A 12,316-nucleotide genomic window follows, 5' to 3' on the forward strand; every position below is an offset into this window, starting at 1 on the left:
CCGGTGCTTCCTCTGCAACTGGCTGTTCTTCTGCAATCGGTGCTTCTTCTACAACTGATTGTTCTTCTACGACCGATGTTTCTTCTGCAACTGGTTGTTCTTCTACGACCGATGTTTCCTCTGCAACTGGTTGTTCTTCTGCAATCGGTGCTTCTTCTACAACTGATTGTTCTTCTACGACCGGTGCTTCTTCTACAACTGATTGTTCTTCTAAGGCCGGTGTTTCTTCTGCAATTAAAACATCCGCAAAGCTTTGAACATCTTTTTTCGTTTGTTCATCAGCCTCAGCAACATGTATGAATTCATTCTTTTGTTCAATTGCTTCATTTAACACCATTTCTTGCTGCGTTTCCTCAAGTACTACAGGTTCCACTTCTTCTGACTCTTCTGTTTCTGCAATTACTTCTACTTCTTTTCGCTCTTCCGCTTCCGCAATTGCTTCTACTTCTTCTTGCTCTTCCGCTTCCGCAATTGCTTCTACTTCTTCTGCTTCCGCAATTACTTCTACTTCTTCCGACTCTTCTGTTTCTGCAATTACTTCCACTTCTTCTGATTCTTCCGCTTCCGCAATTACTTCTACTTCTTCTGACTCTTCAGCTTCCGCAATTACTTCTACTTCTTCTGACTCTTCTGTTTCTGCAATTACTTCCACTTCTTCTGACTCTTCTGTTTCCGCAATTACTTCCACTTCTTCTGACTCTTCTGTTTCTGCAATTACTTCTACTTCTTCTGACTCTTCTGTTTCCGCAATTACTTCCACTTCTTCTGGTATTTCTACAACAATTGTTTCTTCAAGTTTTTCTTCTGCTTTGACAATCACTGATTCTTCTGGTGCTTGTTTTTCTACTTCAATAGTAGGTTGTTCTATTTCTGTACTACGTTTAATTTCTTCTGATAATATTGTATCCTCGTGCTCTACTTTAGAATCTACTAATTCCTCTTGTAGAATGTTTTTGTCCACTACATCACTTTCTTGCTTCGCACCTTCCATGCGCTCAGCAATTGTTTCATGAAGTAATTCAGCCGCTGGAACTTCCTGCGGTGCACTCATTTCTTGAACCACTTCTTTTTCTTCCACTATAGGCTCTTGGCGTTCGATTTCATAACCGTTTTTCTCTAGCCATTGATCAACAACTGACTTTTCTTCCTTTTTACTCTCTTCATATTGTTGCTCTCCTTGCTCGTTAGCAGCTCTATGACTAGAAGAAGTCGGTGCTTGTCCTTCTGAGAAATCAGATAATGTATATCCTTTTTTCTCTAACCATGCATCAACGACTGATTTGCCCTCTACAGATATTTCAAGGTCTTCTCTTTCCTTTACTTCCTCCTGCTTTTCTTCCTTTTTCTCTACTGAAGGACGGTTATATCCGTAAATTGGCGAAATCATTTCTGTTGGACGAAATGGTCTACGGTTACTTTCTTGCGCTGGTGTAGATGCTTTCTTTACGACAGGCTCTCGCTCCGGTTCATATTGTATTTCCGGCTCTTCATATGTAGAAACTACCTTCTCCACATACTGTCGTCTGCTTCTTTCCACTTTGATTCCTCTTTGAATAGGCTGATTCTCATATGTTACAGCTTGAACAGGTTGTTCTTCAAAACGCCCTGTTTCTATAACATCCTCTTCATCGAACCCATTATCCGGTACTAATGGAAAACGGCATTTACCTGCATTCCTACTTGCCATTTGTGCTTCTCTTGCTTCAGTGTAGTGGTTTACACGAGGAATTTTCGGCTGACTTTCAACTTGCTTTTGTACTTCTTTATTCATCGCTGTTTGTTCTTCCTCTTTGTTAAACAGCTTTTTCATCCAATCTAACATGCTTACCACTCTTTCTACTAAATAGTAACATCCTTTATTGTATCAGCATTCGGCAAAAAGTGCAGGTAAAATTAAGCATGTCATATTTATCCATAATATTCTAATTTACGAGTGTTTTCATATAGAAAAACGCATTCTTACATGTAAGAATGCGTTCAAGCTTTACTCTTCCGATACTCATCTACACTATCCGTTACACTTTGCACCGGTCTCAAAGTTTTTTATAATTGTTTTATAATCTCATCTATATTTCCAATATGAACGGGTTGCCACAATTCTGTACCACGCTCTGCCGTATACACTGGATACGCATCATCATCGATATTCACGAAAACTGGGTCTCCCATATCTGTTTCATATCCAATAACAATCCATTCATCTTTCCATTTTCCGTGTTCTTTACTTATTAATGAATTTTTATGTTTATCATATCGATAACCAATTTGTCCTTTTTCTAATTCATTTTCACTAAACAAATATATCTCATAAGTACCTAACTCGATATCTTGCTGTTTTGAAGTTTCAATTCGTTTCAGAAGTTCTGCAATTTTTGGTTGTTGTTTCATAAGCCTATCCCCTTCTATTTTTCTAAATTTTAACTATTTTGTTTATAAAACACAATATAGATTTTAAGAAAAAAGGTGACATCCTTATGAATATGAACGATTTTCTACATATATCTATCACAACTCACAATATATCAAAGATTCAATAGAAAAGAGAGGCTGCCCAAAAGGACAACCTCTCTTTTCTTATATCAATTAAAATTTAAACTCTTGTCCAACTTCAAAGCTATCTTCTAATACAAGAATACCTTTTTCTTGTGGAGCATCTGGAAGCTCTAATTCACGTGCTGAACAAATCATTCCAGCAGAAGGAACTCCGCGAAGCTCAGCTGGCTTGATTAACATACCGCTTGGCATTACAGCGCCGATTTTTGCAACGACAACTTTTTGTCCTGCATCAACGTTTGGTGCGCCACATACGATTTGTAATGTTTCTGTACCGATTTCTACTTTACAGATGTTTAGCTTATCGGCATTTGGGTGTTTCTCTTTTTCAGCTACATAGCCTACAACAAATTTCGGAGAAAGATCTGCTTCTACTGTTTCTTCAAAGCCGTTCTTCGCTAAAATTTCGTTAATTTTTTCTACAAGTTCTTTCGTTAATGTAAGGTTACCTGTTTCTTTTACTTCTAAGTAAGAAGATGCATTAAAGATGTTGAATCCTGCTGTTTCGTTGCTTTCACGGTCATATACGCGTGCAACATCTCCTTTGCGATCAAAAGTACGGTTCTCTAAAGTAATATCTTGTAAGGCAACAATTAAAGTGTCACCAATTCCTTCAAGGTTGTAAAAAACGTTCACTTCGTTCATCCTTTCTCTTTTCCATCTGTCTTCTTCCGATTCTTCGCTAAAATAAAGATTGGTTCAAAGTCCCCATCTTCATATACGAATGAAAGTGATGTAATCGGAACATGCCCTTCGGCAAAAAATTTCATTGTCATTTGTGCAATAATATCATAACCGATTTCGTTGACGATATCAGCAATAATTAATACATCTTGGTGAGGAACAGCAACAACCATGTCACCAGAAATCTTTTCACGCATCGATTGTAGTAACGATTCGTTTAAAATACGAGTGGCATCATACCCATCATTTGTGTTTAAAAAGTAGAATGTATTACCTGCTACTGTGTCTTGTTTAAATTCATAACTTAATGAGCGAGCGTTGAATAATGCCATTTCACGTACTTGTTGCTCTGTAAGCCCTAATTTTTGTAATAAACGCTCGTCAATGAGACGATATGTTTTATTCGAATCTAGCGCATAGTAAATACGTGTTTCCGCCGTATGATCCGTCATAATAAACGGATTTCCTTCTTCTGCTTGTTTCGGGAAAGAAGTAGAGCGAATAACAGGTAAAATTTTCGCCGCGCTATTTTCTTCCTTATGCATCGCAATTAACGCTTCTTGTACGTAGTAGGCAACCTCTTCAATCGCCTTTTCTTTATTCACTTCCCATTTTGCTACAACTCCTGGAAGCGATACGTTAATACCTTTTTTTGAGTCTTTCTGTTCTATACGTAGAACTTCTTTCTCACTATCATACTGAAAGTCCCATTCCGGGCGAGATAATCTCTTCATTAACTCGTCTTTCATCTTTTTACTTGTCATCTTCATCTCTTTTTCCTCCCTTCCAAAAAAATAACCTCCCCCGCGAAGGTAGAGGTTGTTTTACAATTCAATTGGCAAATTGCCTTATTTTAAACCTTCAATGAACTCTTCGATTTGTTCTTGTGTTTTACGATCTTTGTTTACATAGCGACCTGTTTCTTCACCTTTATTGTACGCTACAAAGCTCGGAATGCCAAATACGTCTAATTTTACGCATAGATCAATAAACTCATCACGATCTACATAGTAAAATGAGAAATCACTATATTTCTCTTCTACTTCTGGCATAAATGGATCTACGAAGCGGCAGTCTGGGCACCATTCTGCTGAGAACATAAAGATTACATTCTCTTCATTTTTTAACTCTTGGAATTGCTCCATGCTTTCTAATGATTTCATCTATATTTCCTCCTCTAACGAGTGCATTTTTTCATGTTATAATCTTTCCTTTATACTACCATACATCGCGCACGGTGCAAGGTTTATGCTTGCTTTTCATCATACTTATATTGCCCAACAAGTAACTTAACAACGTGTACAAATAATTCCGTACGGTCCACATAATCATCCGTAAAAATACCGATAGCACCTTCATGACTACGAATATCTTTTCTCTGTACAAACTCTTCCATCACTTCACTTAACTCCTTGCCCTCTTCAAGAGGTGCTAAAAAATCATCCGGTAACGTAATACGCGCCCCGCCGGCAACGAATGTTTTACCATCACTTGTTGCTAGTGCGCCCCAATTACACATAAATAAACCGTACTCCGTTTTCATCACGCCGCCCTCTAGTCCAATGCCAATTTGAGCTTCCCCTTCCTCTAGCGCTCGCTTCGCTCTATTGATCGCTCCTTGCATCGTCTCTTCATCTGAAAACGGTTGTGCTGCTACTCCTGAAGGAACAGAAAGAGATGTAATTTCGGCATCTTTCCAAACCTTCTCCACAGCTCCAACCTTCGTTTTATTCTTCGATCCAACTACTACTTTCATTTCATTCACCTCTATAAAAATTTATCATTTTGTTCTACTTAAATTAAACATCAATCACTACCATACATCACTGGGCCATCTATTCAACCTAAAAAAAGAAGGTGGATTTCCTCACCATTACCGTCTTCGAACACAAAAACAGCCTTCCTCTCTTTTCCTACTCAGGGTCTTAATACACCATTCGAACACCAATTAGGCACTGACCGCTCCCACACATGGATGGGTCATCTATTCAATCCAAAAAAAGAAAGGCTCTTCAGCCCTTCTTCTCTACGCGTTATTCTTAATTGTCTCTAACGTCGTTTTATCCGTTGCTCTTACAAGCTTCGTAATTAGTTCTTTCGCTGCTGCATAGTCATCAACATGTAAAATAGAAGCATGTGTATGAATGTAGCGTGCGCAAACACCAATTACTGCTGATGGGATACCTGAGTTACTTGTATGTACACGGCCCGCATCTGTACCACCTTGTGAAATAAAGTATTGGTACGGAATGTTATGTGTTTCTGCTGTATCTAAAATGAATTCGCGCATTCCTCTATGCGTTACCATCGTACGGTCATAAATACGAAGAAGAGCACCTTTTCCTAATTGACCGAACTGTGTTTTGTCACCAGATGCATCGTTAGCTGGACTTGCATCAAGCGCATAGAAAATATCTGGTTGAATCATATTTGCAGCAGTTTGAGCACCGCGAAGACCAACTTCTTCTTGTACAGTCGCACCAGAGTACAATGTGTTTGGTAATGTTTCGTCTTTTAATTCTTTTAGTAATTCGATTGCAAGGCCACATCCATAACGGTTGTCCCAAGCTTTCGCCATAATTTTCTTTTCGTTTGCCATCGGCGTAAACGGGCAGATTGGCACGATTTGTTGTCCTGGTTTTACACCAATCTCAATCGCATCTTCATAGCTATCTGCGCCTATATCAATTAACATATTTTTTATATCCATCGGTTTTGCACGTTGCGCGTCACTTAATAAATGAGGAGGAATAGAACCAACAACCCCAATAACAGGGCCATTCTTCGTCATAACTTGAACGCGCTGAGCTAATAGTACTTGGCTCCACCAGCCGCCTAAAGGTTGAAAACGAAGCATTCCGTTTTTCGTAATTTGCGTAACCATAAAACCTACTTCATCCATATGACCTGCTACAAGAACACGCGGGCCAGTTTCGTCCCCTTTTTTCAGACCAAATACGCTACCTAAACCGTCTTGTACAATTTCATCTGCATATTTGCTTAATTCTTGCTTCATAAAACGGCGTACATCATGTTCGAAACCTGATGCACCTTGTAATTCTGTTAACGTACGAAATAATTGTAATGTCTCTTTATTCACGAAGTCCCCTTCTTTCAAACCTTAGTAGAATACCTCTTTTATTGTAACGAAATTTTCGAAATGTTTCTAGTTTCTTCTTTTTTAGCTGTATTTGCTTTATAATTATTATCGGTACACTATTTTTATTTTATAGAATTGAGGTGAATATATGAGCTGGAAAGGTTTAGTAGCAGGTCTTGGCGTTGGGTTCGCAGCTGGTTATTTCGTTGCAAACAAAGTACAAGAACAATCCCATATTTCTTCAGAAAAAGCATTGAAAATGGTAAAACAAGCATTAAGTCATAAAGGTGAAATTACTGGCTCTTGGGTACATATGGTTCCAGAGACATTTGAAAAATATGATGTCGCGTATGAAGTGTATCGCGGCGGTCTTACAACGATGTTAAATGATATACAAGAACGATTTGAATTTTTAGTTGATGCTAAAACAGGTACTGTTTTAGAGGTTATAGCAGCATAAAAAGGAGGGTTCCCATTAGGTGAACCTCTTATTTTTTAATTGCAGATAGTGCTTGAAATTATATCGGCGTTTTTTCGAATATATCGGCTGCAACTCCAAATATATCAGCGATTTTTGAAATATATCGACCGTAACTCAAATTATATCGGCGATTTTTGAAATATATCGACTTACCGACAAAAAACGACAACAAAAAGGAGACTGCTCCAACAGACTGCTGGAACACCCTCCCATTTTTATGCTTCTATACCCGTTTTCCGTTCTATTTTTTGTACGATATGACCTTCCTCATTCCACTTTACTGCGCGATAATACGCGTCATGATAAAAAGTGAACCAAGCATCGTTTTCAGCACCATACTTCATCCACTTTTGCTTATTTTCAATCGATGTCATCGGATAATCATCATAAGCCATGACCCATAATACATTTTGATGGGCGTGCGTCGGCAATAGGTCTGCTAAATGCAACATCGTTTCCCCTTTGCTTTCTAAAGCGATCACTGCGTGTCCGTCACTATGGCCGCCCGTATGCGCCATTTTTATTTCATCCGTAATTTCTATTTCTTGCTGAAACGTAATAACTTGGTCTACAATTGGCTCCCAATTTTCCTTCCAATATGTATTACGGGATCTAATATTTGGATTTCTCATTTCATTCCACTCTGTTTCACTTACGTAAACTTTTGCATTTGGAAAAGTTGGTACAAGTTGATCACCTTCCCATTTCGTTAAACCAGATGCATGATCAAAGTGAAGGTGCGTCATTAAAACGTAATGAATATCTTCAGGCTTTAGTCCCATCTTTTCTAAAGAATTCTCAACTGACGACTCTTCCGTTACACCTTGATTCCGCTTCATCTTTTCATTCAATTTACCATTTCCTATACCAGAATCAATGAGCATGTTGCCATCTTTCGTTTGTAAAAGTAACGGATCTGTTCGTAAATAAATATGATTTGTATCATTATGTTTATATTTACGTGACCAAAGTACTTTCGGCACAACGCCAAACATTGCTCCTCCGTCTAAATGTGTGTTCCCACCTTTTAGCCACGTCACTTTTATATCTCCAACTTGTAACTGTTCCATTTTTCATCCCCCTTTTCTTTTAATACTAACATAAAATTCTGATTATTTTAGACACAAAAAAACCTATGCATTACTGCATAGGCTCTGTACGATATTTTGCTTCTACTCGGTAAATGCGATGACCTTTACTAGAGAATTTCTCTTCGTACTCAGTCATAATGTTACCTTCAAAGTCGCTGTTATGAAGATCTAAGCTTAAGTAAGTTAGTAACATACCATACTCCGCCATACTCATAAGAGAATATTCAAATAAACCTTGGTTATCTGTTTTGAAATGAATTTCTCCGCCTTCTACTAACACTTCTTCATAATTGCGTAAAAACGTTTTGTACGTTAAACGACGCTTCGTATGACGTTTCTTTGGCCATGGATCTGAGAAGTTTAAATACACGCGATCGATCTCACCTTTTGCAAAGAAAACTGTTAAATCTTCAGCATCTTTATTAATTAACTTTAAGTTCGGCAATTCTTCTTCAATTAATTTATCCAGTGCATCTACAACAACACTTGTGAATTTTTCAATTCCAATATAATTAATATGTGGATTGGCTTTTGCCATATCATACATAAAGCGGCCACGACCTGTACCTACTTCGATGTGAATGGGTTGCTCATTTCCAAATACTTCTTTCCAGTTACCAGCGCGCTCCTCTGGGTTTCCGATTACGATATGTGAATACTCATTAATTCGATCCATTGCATATGGTTTATGTCTTAAACGCATAGATGTTTCCCTCTCTTTACATAGCTATTTTAAAGGAATAATTCCTTCTTTCTGTTTTTAATCAATCTACCAAACAAAAAACCAAGTACGTACGAGCACTCGGTCCGTTTCTTTCAAGTATAAGATGTACCATTTTGATAAAAACTACATACAGCATTAAACATTCCATGACGAAACAGCTTTTTCTCTTACTTTTCTAAGAAGAGAAAAACAATCGAAAGGATGATCCGTTCATGCCAATTAATCAACAACATCAATTAGAAGTGCTGAAAGATATTTTAGTCAATCACCAAAGTGATTGTTGCGGGACAGTTTCTGAATGCGAGCAATTAGAGCGTCTCATTCAATCGTTACTCGCAAACGATAATATAAGTAGTGACGCTAAAGCAATGCTAAACGATGTATATTCTTATAGTCAATCGGGTAAATCTTCCTCTAATTTGGACAACCACATTTCCAATAATCAAGAACAACTTACTCAGTGGATTGCTGGAATGGACAATTTTTCTTAAGTATTACTCTGAAGCAAGTAGTTGCTGTAAATATTGATGCCAATATTCAGCTTCTGCTTGCTGTTTTTTTGTTGTATGCCATTGAATAGACAAAATCGTTTGTGCTATCACATACCATCTCATACGTTTAAGCAGCGATTCATCCATTTCAATATCATAGTAACCGAGCCACTCACTCCATTCTTGGCGCGGAATGTACCAATATAATAACATACCGAGGTCTAGAGCTGGGTCAGCAATTACAGCTCCATCCCAATCAATTAAAAACAACTCATCTTCATCCGACAATAGCCAATTGTTATGGTTTACATCACAATGGCATACAACGAATTCGTTGTATTCAATATCTTTTAATGAATCCATTAAATATTGAAGACCTTGTTGAATTGTTTCCTCATCCCTTATATCTCCTCTTAACACAAGTTGCAGTTGTTGTAATAACTCTTGTGCGTGAAGCGGCTGCTTCCCAAGTCTCTGAATCATCTGCACAAGTGCTTTAGAGGAGTGTATTTTCTTCAAAAGTTTCGCAACACGTTCTAGTTTCATATCCTCTGGCTCTAACTTCTGTCCCGGAAGCCATTTTTGAGCAGAAATTACATCACCGTTCGTTACCCTTCTTGTCCAAAGTAATTTTGGAACAATTCCTTCTGCTGACAATACCGCTAAAAAGGGCGATGTATTCCGCTTTAAAAATAACCTCTGTTGTCCGTTTTGCGCAATATATGCATCGCCCGTTACTCCACCAGCCGGTACAAGACTCCACTCTTTTCCTAATAATTGTTCCAACCATTCCATATTCATTACCCGTTAACAAATCCTTATCTTTTATAGTTATGAAAAGAAAAACCGCAACATTTCTACACATGTTGTGGATTCATATATATTTTACTGTAAATGAAAAGAAAATTTGGCATAAGCCAAAAACTCTCTATTTTATTTTACAAAACCAGCCATAGAATGACAACTTATCAAAATCGTCACCTTTGTCAATTCTACATTTATTACATTCTCACCGTCAAGTAGCGATTTGTCACATTATCGTCAATATATACGTGCTAATCGGAGCGAGCCTAAGTTCCTTTCCTCTAAATGAAGAAATTGGCTCTATTTTCGCTTGCTTTTCGTTTACTAGCACATGCCACGTTTCTTCTTTCGGCAGTTGCACCGTTTTCGCTTCTAAACTGCTATTAAATAAAACGACAATTTCTTTCCACGGTCCAAACGACTCTACATTTTCTAAATGATATGCAAGTACTTCTGGGGATGTTTGCAAAAAAGTCATATGCTTTTTTATAAGGTCTGCATTTTGTAACCGGAATGCTCCGTGCTCTTTACGAATCGCAATTAAACCTTTTATATAGTTAACGGTCTCTATTTCTTTCTCTTTTCGATCCCAATCTAATTGATTAATTTCATCATTTGCATTATAACTATTTTCATTTCCTTGCTTCGTACGATAAAACTCTTGCCCAGCATGTAAGAAAGGGATGCCTTGCGACAGAATCACCATTGCAGTTGCTAGCACGTGACGTTTTTTCAAAATCTCTTCCGACTCTTCATTACTGCGCATTAGTTTATCCCACATCGTCATATTGTCATGACATTCTACATAGTTAATGCTTTGCACAGGCTCTAGAAACAAACCTGTTTCTTTCATACTCAAAAGGCTTCCTGATGCAATATACTGCAAATGATTACAGTCTACATACCCACCAAATGCAAAACCACGTTTATTTATATGAAAGGTACTCCCTTTTATCCCATCACGAAATTGATCATTAAATTGCGCAATATGCGGCATTTTCTTTGCGTTATTTAACGTTGCTTTTTCCTCTAGAGGAAGTGGTGTTTGTAGATCCCATCCTTCTCCTAATAGCAGTGCATCTCGCTTTATGTTTCGCACTTCTTTTTCTATTATATTTATTGTATCAACATCTAAAATTCCCATTAAGTCGAACCGAAATCCATCAACATTGTACTCTGTAAGCCAATATAAAATAGACTCTACAATGAATTTCCTCATCATTTTCCGTTCAGATGCTATATCATTTCCGACTCCCGTCCCATTAGAAGGCATACCATTTTCACCATGACGAAAATAATATCCTGGAACAAGCTTTTCAAATGACGATAGCTCTCTTTCATACACATGATTATATACAACATCTATAATCACCCTAATGCCATGCTCATGAAATGTTTCAATCAGCTGTTTACACTCTACGATCCTGTTATACGGGTCAGAAGGATTTGTAGCATAAAATCCCGTTGGTGCGTTGTAATATAATGGATTGTAACCCCAATTATACGCAGAGGAAGGGTTTGCCTCATCTACACCACCGAAACAATATAAAGGTAATAGTTCAACATGTGTAACACCTAAATCTTTTATATGAGACAAACCTGTTAACGTCCCATTTTGTCCTGTTGTCCCTTCTTCCATTAGCCCTTTATATGTTCCTTTTTTACTCACTCCACTATTCGGATGAATAGTAGCATCACGAATATGCAGTTCATACAATATGGCGTCTGTCATTGCTTGTAAAGGTGGTAATTGCCCTCGCTTTGTTACATTCGTCTTTTCCAAATCAATAACAACGCCGTACTTCCCATTTACAGTCACTGATTTTGCATAAGGATCCACAGCTTCGTTCCATATTAAATTTATACAAACAAGAAATGTATACTTTTCTCCGGCTAAATCGCCTTGTAATGTATGAGCCCATACCCCATTTTCTTCTCTGTGCATTTCGTGATCGGTATATTCTTTATCACTTTTATAAATTCTTACTTTCGCAAGCCTCGCAGTTGGAGCCCATACTTTAAATGTAGTTGCTTCCTTTTGGTGTACTGCCCCTAAATCTGTACCTTCGTAATAATACTTTTCATCGAAAATCGCTGTTCTTATGACAGCACCTATTTGTAAATCTGTTTCTTCATTCCGTTCATCTCGTACTGTATAATACTTCCCCACATCTAGCGGCTCTTCTATAAAGCACTCATACTTCGTTGCATCCGGAAGCGCAATTGTATGAGCAATCGGTAAATCTTTCACGTTACTTCCTTCTTGCAAACGAAATGTCCGACTTGTTCCATACGCATGTGGGAGCAAAATTGTAATTTTATTCATTTCATCTAAATAGGCATCAAATGGACGTTTTACTTTCAACATAAAAAAATCACCATCATTCT

Annotated in this window: 12 protein-coding genes and 1 pseudogene; 2 read left to right on the plus strand and 11 right to left on the minus strand. The window is 37.7% G+C overall.

What is annotated here, in order from left to right; genetic code table 11:
* From ACTFR9_RS22465 to ACTFR9_RS22495, 7 genes and pseudogenes are all read right to left on the minus strand, one after another.
* Positions 1-1,822 (minus strand): annotated as a pseudogene (locus ACTFR9_RS22465) (DNA translocase FtsK); the annotation flags it as partial.
* A gap of 221 nt (positions 1,823-2,043) precedes the next feature.
* Complete coding sequence (locus tag ACTFR9_RS22470) at positions 2,044-2,388, minus strand: hypothetical protein (protein WP_048557786.1); 345 nt, start codon at positions 2,386-2,388, stop codon at positions 2,044-2,046.
* A 195-nt stretch (positions 2,389-2,583) separates the two neighbouring features.
* Positions 2,584-3,198, minus strand: coding sequence for a YtpR family tRNA-binding protein (gene ytpR / locus ACTFR9_RS22475; protein WP_001006759.1), 615 nt, complete (start codon positions 3,196-3,198; stop codon positions 2,584-2,586).
* Positions 3,195-4,007 (minus strand): DUF1444 domain-containing protein, encoded by an 813-nt coding sequence (locus ACTFR9_RS22480; protein ID WP_000784614.1) that lies wholly within the window; start codon positions 4,005-4,007, stop codon positions 3,195-3,197. The genes ytpR and ACTFR9_RS22480 overlap by 4 nt, the downstream gene beginning before the upstream one ends.
* A gap of 78 nt (positions 4,008-4,085) precedes the next feature.
* On the minus strand, positions 4,086-4,400 hold the full coding sequence (locus ACTFR9_RS22485; protein WP_000838188.1) for a thioredoxin family protein: 315 nt from the start codon (positions 4,398-4,400) through the stop codon (positions 4,086-4,088).
* An 83-nt stretch (positions 4,401-4,483) separates the two neighbouring features.
* On the minus strand, positions 4,484-4,993 hold the full coding sequence (locus ACTFR9_RS22490) for a DUF84 family protein (RefSeq protein ID WP_000869929.1): 510 nt from the start codon (positions 4,991-4,993) through the stop codon (positions 4,484-4,486).
* A gap of 270 nt (positions 4,994-5,263) precedes the next feature.
* Positions 5,264-6,337, minus strand: a complete 1,074-nt coding sequence (locus tag ACTFR9_RS22495) for a M42 family metallopeptidase (protein WP_001031510.1) — start codon at positions 6,335-6,337, stop codon at positions 5,264-5,266.
* Positions 6,338-6,485: 148 nt separating this feature from the next.
* On the opposite strand from ACTFR9_RS22495, the gene ACTFR9_RS22500 reads away from it, so the two are divergent.
* Entirely contained in the window at positions 6,486-6,797 is a 312-nt protein-coding gene (locus tag ACTFR9_RS22500) for a PepSY domain-containing protein (protein ID WP_000118540.1), read from the plus strand.
* Positions 6,798-7,033: 236 nt separating this feature from the next.
* Here the strand turns inward: ACTFR9_RS22500 and ACTFR9_RS22505 are convergent, their stop codons facing one another.
* On the minus strand, positions 7,034-7,888 hold the full coding sequence (locus ACTFR9_RS22505; protein WP_000436881.1) for a YtnP family quorum-quenching lactonase: 855 nt from the start codon (positions 7,886-7,888) through the stop codon (positions 7,034-7,036).
* 70 nt (positions 7,889-7,958) lie between these two features.
* Positions 7,959-8,612 carry a tRNA (guanosine(46)-N7)-methyltransferase TrmB gene (trmB, locus tag ACTFR9_RS22510; protein ID WP_001239380.1) on the minus strand — a complete coding sequence of 218 codons (654 nt, stop codon included), beginning with the start codon at positions 8,610-8,612 and terminating at the stop codon, positions 7,959-7,961.
* Between the two features lie 233 nt (positions 8,613-8,845).
* Here trmB and ACTFR9_RS22515 point away from each other — a divergent pair, with 233 nt between their 5' ends.
* Positions 8,846-9,124, plus strand: a complete 279-nt coding sequence (locus tag ACTFR9_RS22515; protein ID WP_001122234.1) for a YtzH-like family protein — start codon at positions 8,846-8,848, stop codon at positions 9,122-9,124.
* Positions 9,125-9,127: 3 nt separating this feature from the next.
* Here ACTFR9_RS22515 and ACTFR9_RS22520 read toward each other — a convergent pair whose 3' ends face one another.
* Both ACTFR9_RS22520 and pulA read right to left on the minus strand, forming a co-directional pair.
* The gene (locus ACTFR9_RS22520) at positions 9,128-9,925 is read right to left on the minus strand and encodes a phosphotransferase family protein (protein WP_001998457.1); all 798 of its coding nucleotides are present in this window, start codon (positions 9,923-9,925) and stop codon (positions 9,128-9,130) included.
* Positions 9,926-10,154: 229 nt separating this feature from the next.
* A complete protein-coding gene (pulA, locus tag ACTFR9_RS22525; protein ID WP_074531917.1) occupies positions 10,155-12,296 on the minus strand; it encodes a type I pullulanase in 2,142 nt (713 codons plus the stop codon).
* Positions 12,297-12,316 lie beyond the last annotated feature (20 nt).

This window comes from Bacillus cereus group sp. MYBK222-1 (assembly GCF_051916425.1).
Classification (GTDB): domain Bacteria; phylum Bacillota; class Bacilli; order Bacillales; family Bacillaceae_G; genus Bacillus_A; species Bacillus_A paranthracis.

Bases quoted from the DNA above. Each gene is read 5' to 3' on its own strand.
- ACTFR9_RS22485 (WP_000838188.1), bottom strand. From the start codon at position 4,400: ATGAAATCATTAGAAAGCATGGAGCAATTCCAAGAGTTAAAAAATGAA.
- ACTFR9_RS22505 (WP_000436881.1), bottom strand. From the start codon at position 7,888: ATGGAACAGTTACAAGTTGGAGATATAAAAGTGACGTGGCTAAAAGGT.
- pulA (WP_074531917.1), bottom strand. From the start codon at position 12,296: ATGTTGAAAGTAAAACGTCCATTTGATGCCTATTTAGATGAAATGAAT.
- ACTFR9_RS22470 (WP_048557786.1), bottom strand. From the start codon at position 2,388: ATGAAACAACAACCAAAAATTGCAGAACTTCTGAAACGAATTGAAACT.
- ACTFR9_RS22480 (WP_000784614.1), bottom strand. From the start codon at position 4,007: ATGAAGATGACAAGTAAAAAGATGAAAGACGAGTTAATGAAGAGATTA.
- ACTFR9_RS22520 (WP_001998457.1), bottom strand. From the start codon at position 9,925: ATGAATATGGAATGGTTGGAACAATTATTAGGAAAAGAGTGGAGTCTT.
- ACTFR9_RS22490 (WP_000869929.1), bottom strand. From the start codon at position 4,993: ATGAAAGTAGTAGTTGGATCGAAGAATAAAACGAAGGTTGGAGCTGTG.
- ACTFR9_RS22500 (WP_000118540.1), top strand. From the start codon at position 6,486: ATGAGCTGGAAAGGTTTAGTAGCAGGTCTTGGCGTTGGGTTCGCAGCT.
- ACTFR9_RS22515 (WP_001122234.1), top strand. From the start codon at position 8,846: ATGCCAATTAATCAACAACATCAATTAGAAGTGCTGAAAGATATTTTA.
- ytpR (WP_001006759.1), bottom strand. From the start codon at position 3,198: ATGAACGAAGTGAACGTTTTTTACAACCTTGAAGGAATTGGTGACACT.
- trmB (WP_001239380.1), bottom strand. From the start codon at position 8,612: ATGCGTTTAAGACATAAACCATATGCAATGGATCGAATTAATGAGTAT.